Below are 22,544 nucleotides of genomic sequence, written 5' to 3' on the forward strand. Positions count from 1 at the left end.
ATTAGTTTTTCTCATATCAGGCTAAGGTGTGTTGAGTCGATTTACTTCGCACTTTAGCCTTTTTTCAATCTAAAAAGATTGTTTTTTTGCCATTTGTTAAAAATTTTGAGTATTTTTGTGCAGTAAATCAGACAAAAATTCTGTATGGCAATACGTGCCTTTTCAGATGGCTACAGCAATGCAGCTAATTTATTTTATGGTTCATTTCCTGTTTCAGTGATAACTTCTGATCCCAAGGTATCGTTTGCGTGATTAACCGCTTCTTTGCTTCATGATCCAACACCTGCCGGTTAATGCGCCGTATGTTTTTTCAGGTCACGAATGTTTTCATGTCAAGAACGTAAAGAGGGAAATAATGTCAAAACACACCCCACTATATGATCAACATCTGGCATGCGGAGCACGCATGGTAGATTTTCATGGCTGGATGATGCCCCTGCACTATGGTTCACAAATTGACGAACATCATACAGTGCGTGCTGATGCTGGTATGTTCGACGTTTCCCATATGACCATTGTGGATCTACACGGTCCAGATTGCCGTGATTTTCTCCGTTATCTTCTGGCCAATGACATTGCCAAACTCACCGAACAGGGCAAAGCGCTATATACCGCAATGCTAAATGCATCTGGCGGCGTCATTGATGATCTGATTGTCTATTTTTTCACTGATAATGCTTATCGTATGGTTGTGAATTCGGCGACCCGCGAGAAAGATTTGGCCTGGATTTATCAACATGCTGAGAAATATGACGTTGAAATTACCGTGCGTGATGATTTGGCCTTGATTGCAGTCCAGGGACCAAACGCGCAAGCCAAAGTGCAATCCTTGCTAAGTGATGCGCAAAAACAAGCGGTAACGGGTATGAAACCTTTCTTTGGCGTCCAGTCGGGAAATCTGTTTATTGCAACGACGGGTTATACCGGCGAAGCAGGTTATGAAATTGCACTGCCCAAAGAACAAGCGGCAGACTTTTGGCAACAGTTATTGGCAGTAGGGGTAAATCCCACTGGATTAGGGGCGCGTGACACATTGCGTCTTGAAGCGGGCATGAACCTCTATGGTCAAGAAATGGATGAAACTGTTTCACCTCTGGCCGCCAACATGGGATGGACAATTGCCTGGAAACCGGAAGACCGTCACTTCATAGGTCGTGAAGCATTGGAAAGACAACGCGAAACCGTTACTGATCAGTTGGTTGGACTGGTCATGCGTGAAAAGGGAGTATTGCGTGGTGGCTTAACTGTCAACTTCACGGGTGATTCCGGTGAAATGCGTTCTGGCGTGATTACCAGTGGAACATTCTCCCCAACCTTAGGATTTAGTATAGCCCTTGCACGTGTACCGCAAGGTATTGGTGAACAGGCGGTTGTCCAGATCCGTAATCGTGAAATGCCCGTACAGGTTGTTAAACCGGGCTTTGTGCGGATGGGAAAACCACTTGTAGAGTGATAAAAACAAGGAGAAGGCAACGATGAGTCATGTACCAGCAGAATTGAAATATACCGAATCACATGAATGGGTTCGCTCGGAAGGCAATGGTGAATATACCGTAGGTATTACCGAACATGCCCAGAAGTTATTGGGAGATATGGTATTTGTTGATTTGCCTGAAATAGGCACAGAGGTAAATAGTGGTGATGATTGTGCTGTTGTAGAGTCAGTCAAAGCGGCCTCTGATATTTACGCACCAGTCAGCGGTAAGATTATCGCGGTTAACCCTGACCTGGAAAGTTCTCCCGAATTGGTGAACAGTGAACCCTATAACGAAGGTTGGCTGTTCCGCGTTAAAATAGCTGATGAGAGTGAACTCGCTAATTTGCTTGATGCCGAAAGTTATCGGTCACTCTTGGAAGAAGACGAGTAATTATTTTGAATCGCCCCATATCACATTGTGAATGGGGCTTTTTTTGGTCGTTTTTTATAGCCAATCGACTTCACGTGATAGACAACAAAACTGTCACTTGAAAGATAAAAGGCATAGCGAGTTTCAGGAAATTATCATCAATGACTCAGACATTAATCCAACTTGAATATCAAGGTGAATTCATTCGTCGCCACATTGGTTCTTCTGCTGAACAGCAAACAGAGATGCTGGCGATAGTAGGTGCAAATTCTCTAGAGGATCTGACCAATAAAATCGTTCCCCGTGATATCGCATTATCAGCGGTTCCTGCGGTTGGTGAAGGCGTGACTGAACAACAGGCTTTGGCTGAATTGAAAGCGATAGCGAGCCAGAACCAGCGTTATCAATCGTATATTGGTATGGGTTACTCACCCGCCATTCTTCCCCCCGTTATTTTGCGTAATTTGCTGGAAAATCCGGGCTGGTATACTGCATATACCCCTTATCAACCAGAAGTTTCTCAAGGCCGATTAGAAGCCTTGCTGAACTTTCAGCAAGTCACCATTGATCTGACAGGTTTAGATCTGGCCTCTGCTTCACTACTGGATGAAGCCACAGCAGCCGCAGAAGCGATGGCAATGGCAAAACGGATCAGCAAGCTGAAAAAGGCTGAACGTTTCTTTGTGGCCGATGATATTCATCCACAAACGTTGGATGTCGTACTTACCCGTGCCGAAACATTTGGATTTGAAGTCATTGTTGATAAAGCAGAAAAAGTACTGGAACTGGAAGGGATCTTTGGTGTTTTGCTGCAACAAACAGGCACGACGGGTGAAATCCATGATCACAGTGACCTGATTGCAACACTGAAAGAGCGTAAAATCATTGTCAGCGTTGCCGCAGATTTCATGGCATTGGTCATATTGGCCGCCCCGGGTAAACAAGGTGCTGATATTGTCTTTGGTTCTGCCCAGCGTTTTGGTGTACCGATGGGATATGGCGGCCCTCATGCCGCCTTCTTTGCCTGCAGAGATGAATTCAAACGCTCCATGCCGGGCCGTATTATCGGTGTTTCCCGTGATGCTGCGGGTAACCGGGCATTGCGCATGGCGATGCAAACCCGTGAACAGCATATTCGCCGTGAAAAAGCGAATTCCAATATTTGTACTTCGCAAGTTTTACTGGCCAATATTGCGGGCATGTACGCAGTTTATCACGGTCATGAAGGTTTGAAGCGCATTGCTAATCGTATTCACCGACTGACAGATATTCTGGCTGCGGGTTTGCAAAAGGCGGGTATCACACTACGTCATAAGACATGGTTTGATACATTAGCGATTGAAGTGTCAGATAAGGCTCAGGTACTGGCAAGAGCGGCTAAAGCACAGATTAACTTACGTACTGATATTCTTGGTGCTGTTGGTGTATCGTTGAGTGAAAAAACCCGCCGTGATGATTTGTTAACCTTGTATCAAGTGATAACAGGTTCTGATTCAGTCCTGGATATTGATGCTCTTGATCGTGAAGTTGCGACAGGCAGCCAATCTATCCCAGCCTCCATGTTGCGTAATGACGACATTTTAACCCATGATAATTTCCGTCGTTACCACAGTGAAACCGACATGATGCGTTATATGCACAGTCTGGAGCGTAAAGATCTGGCGCTGAATCAAGCCATGATCCCGCTGGGTTCATGTACCATGAAGCTGAATGCAGCCGCGGAGATCATGCCGATTACCTGGCCTGAATTTACCGATATGCATCCTTTCTGCCCACCAGAACAAGCGCAGGGTTATCACCAGATTATCAGCCAGCTTTCCCATTGGCTGGTATTGCTGACCGGATATGACGCATTCTGTATGCAGCCTAATTCGGGCGCACAAGGAGAATATGCTGGCTTGCTGGCAATTCGCCGCTATTACGCCAGCCGTGGAGAACAACATCGCCATATTTGCCTAATCCCAAGCTCTGCGCATGGCACAAACCCGGCTTCTGCTCATATGGCGGGTATGACGGTTATTGTTGTGAACTGTGATAAAGAAGGCAACATCGACCTGGCTGATTTGCGTGAAAAAGCAGCAAAACACAGTGACAATCTTGCTTGTATCATGGTGACTTACCCATCAACTCACGGTGTTTACGAAGAAACCATCCGTGAGATTTGTGACATTATTCACCAAAACGGGGGTCAGGTTTACCTTGATGGCGCCAACATGAACGCCCAAGTGGGGATTACGACACCTGGCTTTATTGGTGCCGATGTTTCGCACCTGAACCTGCATAAAACCTTCTGTATCCCACACGGCGGTGGTGGTCCAGGTATGGGACCGATTGGCGTGAAAAAACACCTTGCCCCATTTGTGCCGGGTCATTCTGTAGTGGAAATGGATGAAGTGACGACATTAGGTGCAGTATCCGCAGCGCCATTCGGCAGTGCCTCTATCCTGCCGATTAGTTGGATGTATATTCGCATGATGGGGGCACAAGGGCTGAAACAAGCCAGCCAGGTTGCGATCCTGAATGCCAACTACATTGCAAGCCGCCTGAAAGGTGCTTATGAGATCCTCTATACCGGACGTAATGGCTATGTTGCTCACGAATGTATTCTGGACATTCGCCCACTGAAAGAAGAATTCGGCATCAATGAGATGGATATCGCCAAGCGTCTGATTGACTATGGTTTCCATGCACCAACCATGTCATTCCCGGTTGCGGGAACCTTGATGGTTGAACCAACGGAATCAGAGAGCAAAGTTGAAATTGATCGGTTTATTGACGCAATGCTGGCAATTCGGCAGGAAATCAGCAAAGTGGCAAGCGGAGAATGGCCTTTGGGAGACAACCCATTGGTTAATGCGCCACACGTTCAGGCTGAACTGGTTTCTGATTGGGATCATGCATATAGCTGTGAAATTGCCGTTTTCCCAACAGCGGAAACAAAAGCCAATAAATACTGGCCGACGGTTAAACGCCTTGATGATGTTTACGGTGATCGCAATTTACATTGCTCTTGTGCACCGATTGAAGATTATCGTTAATCATAAATAAATTAACGAGACTCAACGAAAGCAGTGTCAGGAAATATGTCTGACACTGTTTTTTTATTCCCGACAAACGACCCCATTTCGTCCACTTCGCAGATAAGCTGGACTTCGACATTATCCAAAGGGAGTGTCGTTACGCATCGCGGTTGGAGTTTTTTAAAACGCGGACAACAGCATTAATACTGATATGTAATGCACGGGCAGTATCACGGATACCTGCATTGTTCATAGCAAGATCAACAACGTGTTCTTTTATGCCCGCCTGGCACGCCCGATAGGCGTATTCAAGTTGAAAGGTTCGTTTGCAAGAGAAACAGCGATAGCGTTGATGCCCTGCATCGCCTTTACCGTGTTTTTTAACGAATTCAACGTGTTGACAAAATCGACATTTTACCTCAGCCGTTGCCATTTAATCTCTCCGAAAAAATGGTGATTATACACAATCATCAACGGATTGAATACGTGACCTAAAATACCCAACAGGGAAATCTGACTAACGTCAGCTTTGCTTAAGAAAGGAGAGTAAGAAAGAATTTTAAAGCTGCCAGTTGTACCTGACAGCCTGATTGAGAAGATTAGAGGAGAAAAGGCGGAAAATTATTGCAACCAGCCTTTTTCTTTTGCTGCTTCCAATTGTGGCAGCAGGTATTTCCATAGTTCAGGATAACTTTCGGCAACAAAGTGGAGCAGGTTGTAAACTTGCTCAAAGCGAATATTATTCTCAACCCAGCTCTGTCCCTGGTTATGCAGGTTCATAAATACCGGCATAATTCTATCGAGCGTTTTAGCAAAACGCGCTTCCGGCGTGATGGCGTCTTCGTATTCGTGCCACAGTTCCAGAAAATATTTTCCCTGGGTTTCCGGCAGTAAGCCAAAAATACGGTTAGCTGCTTTCACTTCATGTTCGTGAATGGCTGCACGGGCAGCCAGATCAAACGCAATAACATCACCCGAATCGATCTCAACAATGTCATGAATCAAAGCCATCTGTACAACGCGGCTAATATCCACATCTCCGGCATAAGGCGCAAAGCCAATGACAGCAACAGCAAAATGCCAGCTATGTTCAGCAGAGTTTTCATGGCGCGTATTATTCAATAACTTCGTCTTGCGATGGACATATTTTAATTGATCCAGTTCCATAATAAACGCGATGACATCGGTGAAAGGGCCGAAATCAACAGGAGGTATAGCTAATGACATACAAAAACCTCAATAGTTATTTTTCTTCGTCTAGTGAATAAGGCAATGTTTGAATGGTGAGAACACTGCCCTCAACTTCACGGATACGGAATACACTCCCTGCTTCCATATCATTATTCATGACCACTTGGACCCAGATTGAACCATCAGCCAGTTTGACCGCCGCCAATACTGAACCGGTTCGCCGCCATTTATCACCCAATTGCCATTCCAAATCATCGCCAACGGCAGGCAGGGAAGCAGCATTACCTGCCAGCCAGTACATGGCTCGCTTATTTGCCCCACGATATTTGGCTCTGGCTACCATTTCCTGACCGGTATAACAGCCTTTCTTGAAGCTGATACCGTTTTCGATTGCCTGGAGGTTGGTTGCTTGTGGAATAAATTGTGCGCTGTTGGCGGCATCAATCACTGGGAACCCCGCTTCAATCTCCAGCGCCAACCATTGCTGGCTGTCATTCAGCTGCGATTGAAACTCTTTGACTAACGTTTCGGTTAATTTAGCGGCAGTTATTTTGTCTGTGACGATAAGGAAACGTTCTGCGGGAAGCGCTAAGTGGAGAAGGGTTGTGGTTTCGTGCTGAATAACAGGGGATTCGGTATCAGGCAGAGTTGGGAAGCGGGTTTTCAGCGCTCTCCGACTTCCTGTGCCGGCGATACCGAGCAAGATATTTTCCTCATCTTTGGCAAACGCCACCTTGGAAAATACCGCATACTTTTTCAATTCAGTTAATTGGGTTTCTAATAATGAACGGCGTTCAATATAGGCAAAACCTTCACCACGCTGAAACAGTCGTAAGTTACTCCACATCTTGCCTTTGGCGTCACAATGGGCAGTTAACACATGCTGGTTATCATTCAGGGAAGTCAGATCGGCTGTAATCTGACCTTGCAGATACTTTTTCGCATCAGCGCCAATGGCTGTCACGATCCCCCAGTCATCAAGGGAAATTAAAGTCAGTGGTAGTGTTGCAGAAGGAGATGGATCTTGTGCAGAAAACGGAGTTTGGTAAGTCATAGCAGCTCCTGCCAGTAAACTAACTAAGAAATAACGCTAATGGTAAAAGAGATGCGGTTTAATGCAAAGGGGTTATTCTTGTTATTTATCGATAAGGCATACAGGGTCAATTTGTTGCGATAGGCTTCGCATCTTGTCGATATATCTCGTGATTTCGCTGATGCAGATGATGAAAAACAGGCCAGAATCGTTAATAATCTTATTACCGTCTCAATGGCACGAATGAAAATGAAAATGATAAAGAGGCTTTTTAAACATGGACATTGATAATAAAGCACGTATTCACTGGGCATGTCGTCGTGGAATGCGTGAACTGGATATTTCTATCATGCCATTTTTTGAATATGAATATGATTCATTGGGTCATGATGACAAACGGATTTTCGTTCGTTTACTGGAGTGTCCAGATCCCGACCTTTTTAATTGGCTTATGAATCATGGACGGCCCGAAGATGATGAGCTTTACCATATGGTGAAATTGATCCAGAGCAGAAACCAAGCCCGTGGTCCTGTGGAACAATAAATTAAGGGAGTCTCGCCATACCCGCCTGTTTTCCACAGGCGTGCATGGTGTAGTTGCCATTGCTGCTTTGGTGGCACCCTGGCCGATTAACAGTGCTTATTTTTGGCTTCCGTTTTTCTGGTTTTCACTGTTTGCCATTATTATAAGCAGTTGGGCATGGAGCCAGAAAAATATCCGGCAGTGTCAGGGCCAGTTGGTACTGTTCGAAAGCAACAAAGTGCATTGGCAAAAAGCTGCCTGGCGTATCGCTCAACCACCGTGGTTCCATCGCTATGGTATGGTCGTTATGCTCCATGCATTTAGTGAGGCAGAAAATAGGCGCTACTCACCGCCAGTTCGGTTATGGATAGCATCAGATAGTATGTCGCCCGCGGCCTGGCGTCATTTGAATCAATTGATGCGCCAATATCCTGGACAGTGAGGATTACTAAAACAACGCGTCCATTTCCGCTAATATCTGCATGCACCATTCGCTTAAACGTTCATCTGTTTGTTCGAATTGGTTCACATCATCCAGAGCCAGCCCGACAAAATGTTTGCCATCTTCGGACAGCGGTTTCGGGCTGGTAAATTCATAACCATCGGTTGGCCAAAACCCGATAAACTGTACACCCGTTGGTAACAGATGGTGATACAGCATTCCCAATGCATCCAGAAACCACTCGCCATAATCGATCTGATCGCCCATTCCATACATGGCAACGATTTTTCCTGCCAGATCTAACGAAGGAAGTTGATCCCAGATAGTCAGCCAATCCTCCTGTAATTCGCCGAAGTCCCAGGTAGGGATACCGAGGATCAGGACAGAATATTCTTCCATCAAGCGGGGATCACAATCCTTGACATCATGTAGTTCGATCAGATCTTCACCGAGTATATCGCGTATTTTTTCTGCTACTATTTCTGTATAGCAGGTACTGGAGCCGTAAAAGAGACCAATTTTCATCATTATTTATCAGGGAATTTCGAATATCAGGATCGGTATTGTAACAGAATAATTGCTTTTTCAGGCATAATAGCCGATTGGAAGGTGCAGATAGGCAGACAGGAGGTGTTGTGCCAAAAAAACATAACCTATCAGACAATCATTCATCGGAAGATGATGTAATTAAACAGCATCCACCGGAACCACATCCACTGGCCAATCCCCTGATAGAGCAATTTCTCGATACCATCTGGCTGGAAAAAGATCTGGCCGAAAACACCCTGGTCTCTTATCGGCTTGATTTACAAGCCTTGAACAATTGGTTGGTGCATTATGGTCATGATTTACTTTCAGTGCAGTCGATAGAATTACAATCATTTTTGGCTGAACGAGTAGATGGCGGTTATAAAGCCAGTAGTTCAGCCCGCTTGCTGAGTGCCATGCGGCGGTTGTTTCAGTATCTATATCGTGAAAGAATGCGGGCAGATGATCCAACAGCACTATTATCTGCGCCTAAGTTGCCTAAACGTCTGCCCAAGGATTTAAGCGAAAAACAAGTTGAAAATTTGCTTAATGCGCCTTCGGTTGACCAACCCCTTGAATTGCGGGATAAAGCCATGCTGGAAGTGCTTTATGCTTGCGGATTGCGAGTGTCAGAACTGGTTGGCCTGACCTTATCTGATGTGAGCTTACGTCAGGGCGTGGTCAGAATTGTGGGTAAGGGAAATAAGGAAAGGTTGGTTCCTTTGGGAGAAGAGGCTGTTTATTGGCTGGAAAAATATCTGGAATATGGACGTCCGTGGTTATTGAATGGTTCTGTATCTGATGTATTTTTTCCCAGTAAGCGGGGAACGCAGATGACACGCCAGACGTTCTGGCACCGAATCAAACACTATGCCATATTGGCAAGCATTGATGTTGAACGCTTGTCACCCCATGTCTTACGCCATGCTTTTGCAACACATTTACTTAATCATGGTGCAGACTTACGTGTTGTGCAGATGTTATTAGGCCATAGTGACCTCTCCACAACCCAGATTTATACCCATGTAGCCACCGAACGTCTCAAAGTGCTGCATCAACAACATCACCCTCGTGGGTAGCTGCGAATGAGGTGAAAAAATAAAGGAACGAATAATGAAGAAGATCTCGTTTTGCCTTTCATTACTGTTGACGGCTGTTGCCAGCAATGCTTTCGCTGATGAGAGTGCTATCAATAACACACTGTCTAAAATGGGAATTAAGGCTGAAAGTATCACGCCATCCCCATTACCAAGTGTGAGTTCAATTTTAACTGAGCATGGCACTATTTATATATCTGATGATGGTAAATACCTGTTACAAGGGCCACTTTATGATATTAGTGGCAAAATACCCAAAAATATCAGTAACCAGGTTCTGGTTAAAAAATTGGAAGCTTTGAAAAATCAAATGATTATTTACAAAGCGCCAAAAGAAAAACATGTTGTTACTGTTTTTACTGATATTACCTGTGGTTATTGCCGTAAATTGCATGAGAGTATGCAAGAATACAACGAATTGGGGATTACTGTCCGTTACCTGGCGTTTCCTCGTCATGGCTTGCAACACCAATCAGCTAAAGATATGCAGTCTATTTGGTGCAGTGCAACCCCGAATAAGTCACTGAACGCTGCTTTTAAAGGCGAAAATGTCTCCCCAATTAAGGCATGTAAGACCGACATCGAAAAACAATATCAGCTGGGCTTACAGTTTGGCGTCCAGGGTACACCAGCGATTGTCCTAAAAAATGGCAAAGTACTCGGTGGGTACTTGTCACCCAAAGATTTGCAGGCTGAATTAGAGCATGACGGTGAATGATCGAAATCGTTCAGGCATTCCATTCAGTGAATACAAAAACGCGTGAATAAAAAATCAGTGAATAAGAAACTGTGAGTAGAGAAATACAACTCCGCCGCCGACCGGTGGCGGATCCTAACCATCTTCCCAAGGATATCCATCCATTATTGCGCCGTTTATATGCTATGCGTGGCATACTTCAAGCTGATGAACTGGAGCGTAGTGCAAAGGGACTTCTCAATTACCAGTCTCTCAATGGCATTGAGCAGGCAGTTGCCTTGTTGATCACTGCATTATATGAACATTGGCGTATTGTCATTGTTGGCGATTTTGATGCAGATGGGGCAACCAGTACCGCTTTGAGTATCCGCGCTTTGCGTGCCATGGGATATCGTAACCTTGATTATCTTGTGCCAAACCGTTTTGAAGATGGTTATGGATTAAGCGTTCAGGTGGTTGATGAAGTTGTCAAAAGAAGCGCAGATCTGATTATCACCGTGGATAATGGGATCTCATCCCATGATGGTGTCGCTGCGGCACATCAACATGGCATCAAGGTGATCGTCACTGATCACCATTTACCGGGCGAAATACTGCCCGCCGCAGATGCCATGATTAATCCTAATTTAGTTGACTGCGCTTTTCCTTCTAAGGCGTTAGCAGGGGTTGGTGTGGCATTTTATCTGATGTCTGCACTCAGGGCTGAATTGCGCAACCTGGCATGGTTTGAGCAACAAGGTATTCCATTACCTAATTTGGCAGAGCTGCTGGATTTAGTGGCATTGGGTACAGTGGCTGACGTGGTTCCTCTCGATACCAATAACCGCATTCTGGTATATCAAGGACTCAATCGCATTCGGGCAGGGCGTTGCTGTGCGGGAATACGGGCGCTGCTCGAAGTTTCCAAACGGGAAGCGACAAAATTGGCCGCCAGTGATTTGGGGTTCGCGTTGGGACCACGATTAAATGCCGCCGGACGTCTGGATGATATGTCCGTTGGGGTGGCGTTATTACTGGCCGATGACATGGCACAAGCCCGTCAGATTGCTTGTGAACTGGATGGCTTAAACCAAACCCGCCGGGAAATCGAACAAGGTATGCAGCAAGAGGCCTTGCTGATTTGCGATAAAATCGAGCGAACCCATACCCAGTTACCTTACGGATTAGCCATTTACCATCCCGAATGGCATCAGGGGGTGGTGGGTATTTTGGCCTCACGTATTAAAGAGCGTTTTCATCGTCCGGTTATTGCTTTTGCTCCGGCGGGCGATGGAACTTTGAAAGGCTCTGGGCGTTCCGTTAATGGCTTACATATGCGGGATGCACTTGAACGTCTTGATACTCTGTCCCCCGGACTGATGTTGAAATTTGGTGGTCATGCGATGGCCGCGGGATTGTCGATTGAACAAGACAAATTTGACCTCTTTCAGCACTCTTTTTCCGAACTGGTCGCAGACTGGATGGATATCGCCCAACTTGAAGGGGTAATCTGGAGCGACGGTGAATTAGCATTGGAAGAATTATCGCTGGAAATTGCTGAAATTCTGCGTGATGGCGGCCCGTGGGGGCAGGCATTTGCGGAACCGGTTTTTGACGGCAAATTCAAGCTACTGCAGCAGCGTATTGTGGGTGGAAAGCACTTGAAAGTCATGCTTGAACCATTAAATGGTGGGCCAATGTTAGATGGCATTGCATTTAATATTGATGTCAGTCGCTGGCCGGATAACAGTATCAAAACGGTAGAATTGGCTTATAAACTGGATATTAACGAATTTCGTGGTAAACGTGATGTTCAGCTTTTGATCCAGCATATTTGGCCCTGGTGAATGAACTTCGGTTTTCCAGTTGCATTTAAAAGATGAAGGCTATAAACCCCTTGATAGATCCGTTACAATACACGGTTCGAAAATATCCATGCGACCATCGTTTATTCATAATACACAACGTATAAGACACGAAATATGTTTGAAATTAATCCGGTAAAAAATCACATTCAGGACCTGTCTGAGCGGACAGCAGTTCTGAGGGGGTATCTTTGACTATGATGCCAAGAAAGAACGTTTAGAAGAAGTCAATGCTGAACTCGAACAGCCTGATGTCTGGAATGAACCGGAACGGGCACAGGCGTTGGGTAAAGAGCGTTCATCACTGGAAAGCATCGTAGAAACTATTGATCAGCTGACCCAGGGATTGGAAGATGTGAACGGCCTGCTGGAATTAGCCGTTGAAGCTGATGACGAAGAAACCTTCAATGAAGCCGTCGTTGAGTTGGAACAGCTGGAAGAGAAGTTAGGCCAACTTGAATTCCGGCGCATGTTTTCTGGTCAATATGACAGCGCAAACTGCTATCTGGATCTTCAGGCGGGATCTGGTGGCACAGAAGCACAGGATTGGGCCAGCATGTTGATGCGTATGTACCTGCGTTGGGCAGAATCCAGAGGCTTCAAGACAGAGATTATTGAAGAGTCTGATGGTGATGTTGCTGGTCTGAAATCTGCCACCATCAAGATCATGGGTGAATATGCTTACGGTTGGTTGCGTACAGAAACGGGCGTCCATCGTTTAGTACGTAAAAGTCCTTTTGATTCAGGTGGTCGCCGCCATACATCATTTAGCTCTGCCTTTATCTATCCAGAAGTGGATGATGATATTGATATCGAGATCAATCCGGCTGATCTACGTATTGATGTATATCGTGCCTCTGGTGCGGGTGGTCAGCACGTTAACAAAACCGAATCTGCAGTACGTATCACCCACGTACCGACGGGTGTTGTCACCCAATGTCAGACAGACCGTTCTCAGCATAAAAACAAAGACCAAGCGATGAAACAGTTGAAAGCGAAACTGTACGAATTGGAAATGCAGAAGAAGAATGCTGATAAACAAGTAATGGAAGATAACAAATCGGACATCGGTTGGGGCAGTCAGATTCGCTCTTACGTTTTGGATGATTCCCGCATTAAAGATTTGCGTACTGGTGTAGAAACCCGCAATACACAATCTGTGCTGGATGGGGATCTGGACAAATTCATTGAAGCAAGCTTAAAAGCTGGCCTATGAGGAACTCAAATGTCACAACAACAACAAGGCGCTGAACAGGCTCCTGATTTAAATAACGAACTGAAAACGCGCCGTGAAAAACTGGTTGCCTTGCGCAGCAATGGCATTGCTTTCCCAAATGATTTTCGTCGTGAAAACATTTCCGCAGATCTGCATGCCAAATATGATGACAAGACTAAGGAAGAACTGGAAGAGCTTGACATCGAAGTGACCGTTGCTGGTCGTATGATGACTCGTCGCATCATGGGTAAGGCCTCTTTTGCCACCCTGCAAGACATGGGGGGACGCATTCAGATCTACGTTTCCCGTGATGATCTGCCGGAGGGTATTTACAACACGCAGTTCAAGAAATGGGATTTGGGTGACATTTTAGGCGCACGCGGTAAGCTGTTCAAAACTCAAACGGGTGAGCTTTCTATCCATTGTACTGAGTTGCGCTTGCTGACTAAGGCATTGCGTCCACTGCCGGATAAATTCCACGGCTTGGCGGATCAGGAAACTCGCTATCGTCAGCGTTATTTGGATCTGATCTCGAACGATGAATCACGCAAGGCATTCCAGATCCGTTCCCGCGTGATGTCGGCATTACGCAGCTTCATGATCCAAAAAGGCTTTATGGAAGTTGAAACGCCGATGATGCAAGCGATCCCTGGGGGGGCAAGTGCGCGTCCATTCATTACGCACCATAACGCGCTGGATATTGACATGTACCTGCGCATTGCGCCAGAACTGTACCTGAAACGTTTGGTAGTCGGTGGTTTTGAGCGCGTTTTCGAAATCAACCGCAACTTCCGTAATGAAGGTGTTTCCCCGCGCCACAATCCAGAGTTCACTATGATGGAACTCTACATGGCTTACGCGGATTATCAGGATCTGATCGTACTGACCGAAGAACTGTTCCGTACCCTGACTCAAGAAGTACTGGGTACAACATCGGTGAAATACGGCGAACAGGCATTTGATTTTGGTCAGCCTTTTACCAAGATGACCATGAAAGAAGCGATTTGCAAATATCGTCCAGAAACCAACATGGCCGATCTGGATGATATGGACAAAGCGGTTGCTATAGCGAAATCCTTGGGCATTGATGTTGAAAAGGGCTGGGGCTTAGGCCGTGTTCAGTGTGAAATCTTTGAAGAAACAGCGGAAAGTCACCTGATCCAGCCGACATTCATTACAGAATATCCGGCAGAAGTTTCTCCGCTGGCACGCCGTAACGATGACAACCCATTCATTACGGATCGTTTTGAATTCTTCATCGGTGGCCGTGAAATTGGTAATGGCTTTTCGGAGCTGAACGACGCGGAAGATCAGGCCGAGCGCTTTGCAGAGCAGGTTCGCCAGAAAGATCAGGGTGATGACGAAGCGATGTTCTACGATGAAGACTATATTACTGCGTTGGAGCACGGCTTGCCGCCAACAGCAGGCTTAGGGATTGGTATCGACCGTATGGTGATGTTGTTTACTGACAGCCACACCATCCGTGATGTTATCCTGTTCCCGGCAATGCGTCCGCATACGCATAAATAATCATTTCTTGATTAAAACCAGTCAAACGCGCTGTCCGGCTAACCGGACAGCGCGTTTTTTAACGGGCAATTGCCACATTCGCTTTGATATGTTTAAGGTGAACAACAATCGTGAAGGTCACAACCACCAATAATGACCATGCCCCCCATTTTCCTGCAAAGTTGATATAAATTTCCAGTGCCACTAAATCCAGTTTCATCTACTCGATAAACGTCAAGTTGCAATCCGCAAGACGACGCGAGGCCTTATATTTCCCCGCTGCGCGGAGAAATATAACACGCATTCTAAAGTTGGATTGGTATATATCAAGTGGTTCTAATTTTGTCATTCAAAAATATATACGGTTCTTAGGAAGTATCTCAATATGTTCCGAAGAGAGTGTTAATGCTGAACATTGCTGTGCAAAGCGGATACTTTCTTTCAGTTCCATGCCTTCTAACCAGCAATGTACAAGGCCAGCCATCATGGCATCACCCGCGCCATTGGCATTAACAATATTGGTATTGATTGCACTTGAACATCCTGATGTATTATCCATTTCACTGTAATAAACACCTTCTGTATCCATACTCAAAATTAAGCGCTGGACGCCATGCTGATGAAACCAGTGTGCCGTATCAGCGGCATCTTTTTGGGTTTCAATTTTTATGCCACTAAGGATTTCTGCTTCAGTTCGATTGGGTTTTAAAGTATGAATATGCGATAGGAAATGGCGAATTTTGGATGCTTTGGATCTTGAAACCGTGTCAACAAAAATTGGGACATTACCGGAATGATTAAATAGCCATTTTAGGGCTTCTTCAGTTAAATTACAGTCAATAACTAACACGTTAGCATGCTGAATTAAAGATTTAGCTTGAGATAATAACGTAGGCGTTAATTTTTCCAGAATGCCCATATCATTAACAGTAACGACACACTTTCCATTTTCATCGATAACAGAATTGCAGATTGAAGTTTTTTCGCCATCTAATTTATAGAAATAGTTAACATTAACACCGGCCGATTTTGTATGATCAAACAGTGCGTTGCCGTTTGAATCGTTACCGATAACGGAAATTAAATAACTTTCATTTTTTAATAATGCAATATTTTGAGCGATATTTCTTCCTACACCCCCTGGTGTAGAAATAATTTTCCCTGGGTTGGAATCTTCATAAATTAATTTGGCTGAGGTATAGCTTGTTAAATCTATATTCGCTGCACCAATAGTCACAGTATAAACATCGTTAGATAAAATATACCCTTTGCCTTTAATATAACCTTTTTTACTTAGGTTCATAATATGCCCTGCAACACATGAGCGACTGATTCCGAGAATATCAGCAATTTCTTGTTGCTGAATGAAAGGATCACGCTTTAGAAGTTGCAATATCTGGTTTTCCCTTTTTGACATATCATACCTTTGGTTGTTTTTTTGCACTGATGTTTTATGTCATATCTGACAGACAGTAAAGGCTATTTTTATATTTCTTTCTCATTATGAGAATATGATCGTAAGATTGGTAAAGCCAGTAAATAACATAAAAATGTGATGTTTGTCTCGAATATTATGCTGAAAAATTGATGAAAATCAGGTAACTAAATACATCAAGTGAGTCAACTATATTTTATTCTGTTAGAATCTCTCTTAAAACAGTGTGTTGGATTGTTCTATGGAAACTGCAAACATATGTTTGGTTTTTATGATTTGTTGATTTTCATGGCGAGGTGAAACTGGAATATATGACGAGAAAAAACGGCCCCCGGCGACATAATTAGCTATGTAACCAGGGGCTTATTTACAACTCAAATTCTATTAGCCGGTATTATTTTTTATCAGCTAACATATGGTATGAAACGGCAATACCTGCGGCCTGACCAGCAAGTGAAGGTTCATCGCTGGCTAAGTACAGCCCTGCAATATAGTGGCCATCAACAGCGTATTTTCTGTATTTTGTCGCGTAGCGTTCACCGACTCTGAGTTGACGCCCATCACTTAACGTAAATAACGCCTCATCAACCGCGCCATTGCCCCATACTTCCAACCTTTCGATAACACTATCATTGAGTTCAATAGAACTCGTTTCTGATGTTACGGTGCCGAGTGTATAGGATGAATCGTTGGCAAATGTGATTTGAATACCACCCACTCTGGGGGCATTGCCGATTCTTCGTACATAGCCAAGCAATGATTTTATTTTATTGTATTTACCGTCGATTAAAGAGGGCTTGAAGGGTTCCTGCATTTGATCGTCTTCTGTCAGAGCCTGAATTCTCGTTTTGTTAGTAGGACGATCAAATACGGTTGAATAACTGATAGTTTTAGGATTAAAACCACTTTCCAGGCTATTATTTTGTAGATGTTCAATTAACTCAATACACTCTAAACCGTGTAATAAACAATACCCTCTTACAGACAATAAATTATTAGTGACACTCTCTGCTGTTGATGTATTTATGGCATTATTATATTCATTAGTATACATCGTATGAATATAGTTTCTGGCTCTGTCAACCAATGTGTCGATAAGTTGTTTTAACTCATTGACTTCAATATCGGTCAGCCCAATATCATTTTTCTTTTCTATCCCCATTTTCCAATAAGGGATCTGTAACATAACCGTGTTAGTGTACATCGGCAGGATCTGGTAGTTTGTTTTATTATCAAAAGACTTGAATCTTTCATCGATACTCACCAGATATCTAGCCAGGAACATATAGGCGTCATGGCTTTCCTGGCTGCCAGGCGAGGTTTCCAGCATGTATTGCACATGTTCCATTTTTCCTTTGATTTCTTGTATATCTCCATTAAGTATTCCTTTAATCGTTTGTAGAGCAGCATTCTCTATCATTTGCTCTACTTTTTGGAGGATTTGCTCCCAGGTATTATCTTTCTGTTGCGGCCAAAATAGCCCTAACAGGAAAGACATTGCGGAACCTACTCCTGGAATAAACCCTACGCCGCCAATAATGGCATCCTTTATTATTGATGACATATCCCATTCATAATCGGGGGTAGAGGTGGTATAAGGCACGATAAGCATGACGTCAGTGAGTACAGGCAATGTGTCATTTTCAGATACATTAATCGGTGTGGTATTCATAATTTTATTTTACCTTAGTTCCTTAGTTAAATAGTGCTTTAGTTAAATAGTGCTTTAGTTAGAGAATAATTAAATTAAACTCTATGAGTTATAAATGTTTTTTCATATTGTTACTTATTATATCCAGTAACAAAGGCGCGTTTATCGGTTTCGTTATAAATGACGACCTTGCTGTAATACACAGAGTTGCTCGGTGATTGTAATATGCCGTCTTCCCCGGCTTTCACTGTGATAGCAGAATATTCGAACCATTCTGATGTGAAAGAGTGAGACCAATAAAAAACGGCTCTAACTGATGATGCGGGGCCAGAATTGGCTACGTAATAATTGGGGCGGGTTTCGGGAATAATTGGCGTATCAATTCTTATTGCCTCAATAGAAGAGTGTGGCTCTATTGTCATATCCCTATAAGGATTGACGGTAAGAGGTTCTGATGCGGGTGTGTCTGTATTGTAAATGAGTGGTTCTGGGTTAGATGGGGTATTGTTTATGATTGTAATGTCACTACTACCACTTATATTTATATTGATTATGCTCATAAGGTATTATCCTATTTTAAATGTTGGTTAAAGTTTAATTTTGTGTTTATTTTTAAAGGGTTAATTTATTTTTGGTTTTTTCTATGATCCACAATATAATTGTGGGGATTTTCTCCTTGTGGTTGAAATTTGTTGTTATTTGGCATGAGTCATATATATGATGACTGCGGCCATTCTAAACACATTGATATGCAGGATAAAATATAAAAAATGTAAGTTTGATTTAAAAATTATACTGCTCATTGAAATAATGTTATACGCGATAAACTTCAAGTTGCCATCCGCAAGACGACGCGAGGCCTTATATTTCCCCGCTGCGCTGGGAAATATAACACGCACCTTGAAATTATATTGGTATAGCCCAATATAATTGGGCTAAGAGTAATATTTATTGATTAACTCTAAACAGTCGCGTTCTGATATAAATCCCAACGGTTCCCATAAATATCTTCAAAAACGACTACCATACCATATTCTTCCTGACGGGGTTCTTCACAGAAATGGACGCCATTTTCTTTCATTTTGTGATAATCACGCCAAAAGTCGTCAGTTTGCAGGAATAAGAACACCCGTCCACCACATTGGTTACCAATAAACGCTTCTTGCCTTTCATTAGAGGCTCTGGCCAGCAGTAAGTTACAGTCACTTTCAGGATTTGGGGTGACAACAACCCATCTTTTTCCTGGCTGTGGCGTATCTTCTACCAACGTAAATCCCAATTTATTAGTGTAATAATCGATAGCCCTATCATAATCATCTACAACGATAGCGACGTAACCCATACATTTTTTCTGTGTTCTCATGGTATTCCTGTTATTTTACAACTCAAAAAATTACACCATTCGGGTGCCTAATTTCACGTTTTTTCCTGGCTGGATAAGGACGGTTCCCTGTTCGTCACAAACGGTTGGGGAAATATAACACGCATCCTGAAGTTGGATTGGTATAGATTTCAGCGAATACCCCCCGCAATCAGTTTAACCTGGTGAATTTTCGGATAGTGCTCAGAAATCTTCTTTTGACACAGCCACCAGCGCAGGTAATTGACGTCATGGCGATGTGAATCGAATAACAGGCCAACGACACTGCCGCTATGGGCAACGTTCAGGCCATAGATACCCGTTTGCTCGACCAAATCCCGCAGTTGATCAAAACAGGGTTTCGGTAATATCGATTGGCTGGCAATAGCGCTTAATGTGCAAGCTTCCCCCAGGCGGTAATAGTCATGCCGTTGGTTCGCTGTATGAAATTGCCGCCAGGCTTGTTGGAATAAAGGGGCATTATCCCGCCATTGTGGATGATGATCCTGTTGGTGATATTCTTCTGTCAAAATAGTTTGTGGGCTTTCCAATAGTAAAATATCGATATCCGGTTGCCAGTCGAAGGGAATTTGAGTTTGGGCGGTGAGATGGTCAAACAAGGTTAATGGTTTGAAGATCGTGCTGTCAGTGGGTTCCAGTTTGACACAGAGTTGCGCAAGCTCGGTGCTTTCCAGTGACTTGCCCAATAATCTGGCAGTGGCCTGGGCGGTAGCGGCAATATCCGCTGTACTACTGGCCATGCCTTTGGCGATCGGAATGGTCGATTGATATTCAATCCGCAAGCCAGCAGTCAATTCTGGTGGCTCCTGCCAGTAATCCAGCAGTACATTGACCATCTGGCGCATACGTGGCCGTTCCTGGGGGATGGGAATACCTTCACTGACAGCAACACAACTGAACCAATTAATCGGGCAGGAGATTAACTTTTCCCCCCCAAACAACCACCCTTGCAGCAGTTCTCCGCAGGAAGCGGGACAAGCGGCTTCAGCCATAGGCAAAAACCTGTTGCATCGCTGCAATTAGGCGCTGATTTTCCCACTCACTGCGCACGGCTATACGATAGTAACGCTCGTCTAATCCGGCATAATTTTCACAATGGCGAATTAACAACCGACGTGTAAGTAAAGCATGCCATAAATCCAGATCGGGTTTATCACAGCGAAAGAACAGAAAATTAGCCGATGGCGGCCAGACAGTCAGTTCAGGGAAAGTTGAAAGCTGAGACGCGAGATAATGTTGCTGCGATGTCAGCCATTGATGTGTTGCAGCAATATAGTCATGTTCATCAAATAAAATCTCACCAACCCGTGCAGCAAAGGCATTCATTGACCACGGTTCACGTCGATTTTTCATCTCTGCAATCCCGGCCATATTTCCGCTGACTAAATAGCCTAAGCGTAATCCGGGAATGGCAAAGAATTTGGTCATTGAACGCAATACATAAAGATGTCTGGTGACCGTAACTTGCGGAATCAACCCGCGATTCTCAGGGAGAAAATCAATAAAGGATTCATCGACAATCAGCGAAATTCCTTGCTGTTCACAATATTCCACCAGTGATTGCATAAACGGGTTGTCCGGCATTAATCCGGTGGGATTATTGGGCGTAGCGATAAAAACACAATCGGGTTGAATTGTGGAAAGTGTATCCAACAGGCGTAAATCAGGTTGAAACCCGGCGTCCTCTGTTAGTGGATAGTCGATAATTTCTGTGCCAATTTGCTGCAAGGCTCGTCGATATTCAGCAAATCCCGGGATAAGCAGCAAGGCCCGTTTGGGATTGAGATAACGGGTGATGGCATAGATCAGTTCTGTTGCACCATTGCCGGCTATTACTGAGTTGTAATCGCATTGATGGGTCTCTGCGATCGCCTGATGCAAGCGGCGATATTCCACATCTGGGTACTTTTCGATGTCAGCAAGACTATTTTTGATCAACGCCTTAACCCGTTCTGGCGCCCCTAACGGATTGATATTGGCACTGAAATCAATCAGCTCATTAGCTGGAAGGCCATATTGTTGGGCAATGCCGATGATATTGCCGCCATGTTCACTCATGGATTGCTCCATCAGTGGGAGAGAAGGAGAGCCTTGTCCCTAAATTGACGACATCACCAACCACAATCAGTGCGGGTGCGTGCAGATCCTGTTCTTCTGCTTTTGCAGCCAGCGTTTCCAGTGTGCCTATAACACTCTTTTGTTTGGGGTGGCTGGCGTACATGATCACCGCCGCAGGGGTTGTGGGGGATTTGCCATATAGCATCAACTGTTGGCAGATCTCCATCAGGCGGGTCATCCCCATGAGAATAACCAATGTTCCTTCCAATTGGGCAAGTATCTCCCAATTCTGTTGTTCGTTACCTTGAGAAGTGTGTCCGGTCACAACGTGGAAACTCGATGCATAATTGCGGTGGGTGACGGGAATGCCGGCATAGGCCAGTCCACCAATTGAGGCACTGATCCCCGGAATGACTTCAAATTTAATGCCATGTTGTGCCAGCACTTCCGCTTCTTCTCCGCCGCGCCCGAAAACATAGGGATCGCCGCCTTTTAAGCGAACAACCCGTTTTCCCGCCTGTGCATGCCTGACCAGAATTTGATTAATCTCTTCTTGTGGGATGGGATGGTAATCATGTTCTTTGCCAACATTGATAATTTCACAGTGATCTGATACTTGGGCTATAAGTTCAGAATTGACAAGACGGTCATGAACAATGACATCCGCAGATTGAATACAGCGCAATCCTTTGACCGTGATTAAACCTGCATCACCAGGGCCGGCTCCCACTAACCATACATTGCCTTTATTCATTGGGTTACCTCTATGGAATTAAAATATAAATTATCAAAGGGAGAGCTATATTTTTATCAGGGTAGTGAGGTTCTGTTTTTTATTTATCACTTTATGGATTGTTTTTCTTATTCTTATGGGTGGCGTTATATTTATTTCAGATTTTTATCATTATTACTTTAATGCGGGATAAGTAAAGTTGATTTATATCAATATTTTTATTCTTAAATGTTAATCATTTTAAAATTGAATTTACTTGTTTATAGAAAATATATATCCATATGAAAGTTTCTTTATTGTATTAATATTTTTATTATAAATTCAATAAGTTAAGTTTTG

At 44.1% G+C, this 22,544-nt stretch carries 20 protein-coding genes and 2 pseudogenes; 10 read left to right on the forward strand and 12 right to left on the reverse strand.

Translation table 11 applies throughout. From position 1 onward, the window contains the following. Positions 1-355 precede the first annotated feature (355 nt). The 3 genes from gcvT to gcvP all read left to right on the forward strand — a co-directional run bounded on the left by gcvT (position 356) and on the right by gcvP (position 4,885). Positions 356-1,453 carry a glycine cleavage system aminomethyltransferase GcvT gene (gcvT, locus tag AAY47_RS05630; RefSeq protein ID WP_047767736.1) on the forward strand — a complete coding sequence of 366 codons (1,098 nt, stop codon included), beginning with the start codon at positions 356-358 and terminating at the stop codon, positions 1,451-1,453. A 22-nt stretch (positions 1,454-1,475) separates the two neighbouring features. Further along, positions 1,476-1,868 carry a glycine cleavage system protein GcvH gene (gcvH, locus tag AAY47_RS05635; protein ID WP_047767737.1) on the forward strand — a complete coding sequence of 131 codons (393 nt, stop codon included), beginning with the start codon at positions 1,476-1,478 and terminating at the stop codon, positions 1,866-1,868. Positions 1,869-2,008: 140 nt separating this feature from the next. Then, positions 2,009-4,885, forward strand: coding sequence for an aminomethyl-transferring glycine dehydrogenase (gene gcvP / locus AAY47_RS05640; protein WP_047767738.1), 2,877 nt, complete (start codon positions 2,009-2,011; stop codon positions 4,883-4,885). Between the two features lie 59 nt (positions 4,886-4,944). Here gcvP and AAY47_RS05645 read toward each other — a convergent pair. The 3 genes and pseudogenes from AAY47_RS05645 to ygfZ all read right to left on the reverse strand — a co-directional run. Beyond that, positions 4,945-5,300: pseudogene (locus AAY47_RS05645) on the reverse strand (IS1 family transposase); the annotation flags it as partial. A gap of 188 nt (positions 5,301-5,488) precedes the next feature. After that, positions 5,489-6,094 (reverse strand): HD domain-containing protein, encoded by a 606-nt coding sequence (locus AAY47_RS05650; protein WP_047767741.1) that lies wholly within the window; start codon positions 6,092-6,094, stop codon positions 5,489-5,491. A gap of 16 nt (positions 6,095-6,110) precedes the next feature. Then, on the reverse strand, positions 6,111-7,112 hold the full coding sequence (ygfZ, locus tag AAY47_RS05655) for a tRNA-modifying protein YgfZ (protein WP_047767743.1): 1,002 nt from the start codon (positions 7,110-7,112) through the stop codon (positions 6,111-6,113). A gap of 256 nt (positions 7,113-7,368) precedes the next feature. Between ygfZ and sdhE the strand changes: the two genes are divergently transcribed. Both sdhE and AAY47_RS20460 read left to right on the forward strand, forming a co-directional pair. Next, positions 7,369-7,635: an FAD assembly factor SdhE gene (gene sdhE / locus AAY47_RS05660; protein ID WP_047767745.1), complete on the forward strand. Its 267-nt coding sequence runs from the start codon at positions 7,369-7,371 to the stop codon at positions 7,633-7,635. Further along, complete coding sequence (locus AAY47_RS20460) at positions 7,616-8,056, forward strand: protein YgfX (RefSeq protein ID WP_047767748.1); 441 nt, start codon at positions 7,616-7,618, stop codon at positions 8,054-8,056. The genes sdhE and AAY47_RS20460 overlap by 20 nt, the downstream gene beginning before the upstream one ends. Positions 8,057-8,062: 6 nt before the next feature. On the opposite strand, the gene fldB is transcribed toward AAY47_RS20460, so the two are convergent. Next, the gene (gene fldB / locus AAY47_RS05670; protein ID WP_047767838.1) at positions 8,063-8,581 is read right to left on the reverse strand and encodes a flavodoxin FldB; all 519 of its coding nucleotides are present in this window, start codon (positions 8,579-8,581) and stop codon (positions 8,063-8,065) included. Between the two features lie 191 nt (positions 8,582-8,772). On the opposite strand from fldB, the gene xerD reads away from it, so the two are divergent. The 5 genes from xerD to lysS all read left to right on the forward strand — a co-directional run bounded on the left by xerD (position 8,773) and on the right by lysS (position 14,968). Next, a complete protein-coding gene (xerD, locus tag AAY47_RS05675) occupies positions 8,773-9,663 on the forward strand; it encodes a site-specific tyrosine recombinase XerD (RefSeq protein WP_235428298.1) in 891 nt (296 codons plus the stop codon). A gap of 34 nt (positions 9,664-9,697) precedes the next feature. Next, positions 9,698-10,399 (forward strand): bifunctional protein-disulfide isomerase/oxidoreductase DsbC, encoded by a 702-nt coding sequence (dsbC, locus tag AAY47_RS05680; protein WP_047767750.1) that lies wholly within the window; start codon positions 9,698-9,700, stop codon positions 10,397-10,399. Between the two features lie 71 nt (positions 10,400-10,470). After that, positions 10,471-12,204 (forward strand): single-stranded-DNA-specific exonuclease RecJ, encoded by a 1,734-nt coding sequence (gene recJ, locus AAY47_RS05685; RefSeq protein ID WP_047767752.1) that lies wholly within the window; start codon positions 10,471-10,473, stop codon positions 12,202-12,204. 135 nt (positions 12,205-12,339) lie between these two features. Further along, a protein-coding gene (gene prfB, locus AAY47_RS05690; RefSeq protein WP_152669769.1) for a peptide chain release factor 2 occupies positions 12,340-13,438 on the forward strand; the annotation gives its coding sequence in 2 pieces (ribosomal slippage) (positions 12,340-12,414 and positions 12,416-13,438; 1,098 coding nt in all). Between the two features lie 9 nt (positions 13,439-13,447). Further along, complete coding sequence (gene lysS / locus AAY47_RS05695) at positions 13,448-14,968, forward strand: lysine--tRNA ligase (protein ID WP_047767756.1); 1,521 nt, start codon at positions 13,448-13,450, stop codon at positions 14,966-14,968. Positions 14,969-15,026: 58 nt separating this feature from the next. Here lysS and AAY47_RS21640 read toward each other — a convergent pair. The 8 genes and pseudogenes from AAY47_RS21640 to cobA all read right to left on the reverse strand — a co-directional run. Further along, positions 15,027-15,125: pseudogene (locus AAY47_RS21640) on the reverse strand (DUF817 domain-containing protein); the annotation flags it as partial. 171 nt (positions 15,126-15,296) lie between these two features. Continuing rightward, positions 15,297-16,364: a PfkB family carbohydrate kinase gene (locus tag AAY47_RS05700; RefSeq protein WP_047767758.1), complete on the reverse strand. Its 1,068-nt coding sequence runs from the start codon at positions 16,362-16,364 to the stop codon at positions 15,297-15,299. A gap of 412 nt (positions 16,365-16,776) precedes the next feature. Beyond that, entirely contained in the window at positions 16,777-18,054 is a 1,278-nt protein-coding gene (locus AAY47_RS05705; protein WP_047767759.1) for an insecticidal delta-endotoxin Cry8Ea1 family protein, read from the reverse strand. Positions 18,055-18,164: 110 nt separating this feature from the next. Then, a complete protein-coding gene (locus tag AAY47_RS05710) occupies positions 18,165-18,593 on the reverse strand; it encodes a JHE-like toxin PirA (protein WP_235428292.1) in 429 nt (142 codons plus the stop codon). Between the two features lie 401 nt (positions 18,594-18,994). Further along, a complete protein-coding gene (locus tag AAY47_RS05720) occupies positions 18,995-19,396 on the reverse strand; it encodes a VOC family protein (RefSeq protein ID WP_047767763.1) in 402 nt (133 codons plus the stop codon). Between the two features lie 149 nt (positions 19,397-19,545). After that, positions 19,546-20,406, reverse strand: a complete 861-nt coding sequence (locus AAY47_RS05725) for a GHMP kinase (RefSeq protein ID WP_047767765.1) — start codon at positions 20,404-20,406, stop codon at positions 19,546-19,548. Beyond that, entirely contained in the window at positions 20,399-21,472 is a 1,074-nt protein-coding gene (gene cobD / locus AAY47_RS05730; RefSeq protein ID WP_047767767.1) for a threonine-phosphate decarboxylase CobD, read from the reverse strand. Before cobD ends, AAY47_RS05725 begins: the two co-directional genes overlap by 8 nt. Further along, positions 21,465-22,226, reverse strand: coding sequence for a uroporphyrinogen-III C-methyltransferase (gene cobA / locus AAY47_RS05735; RefSeq protein ID WP_047767768.1), 762 nt, complete (start codon positions 22,224-22,226; stop codon positions 21,465-21,467). The genes cobD and cobA overlap by 8 nt, the downstream gene beginning before the upstream one ends. Positions 22,227-22,544 lie beyond the last annotated feature (318 nt).

The sequence above is a fragment of the Xenorhabdus griffiniae genome (assembly GCF_001028135.1).
Classification (GTDB): domain Bacteria; phylum Pseudomonadota; class Gammaproteobacteria; order Enterobacterales; family Enterobacteriaceae; genus Xenorhabdus; species Xenorhabdus bakwenae.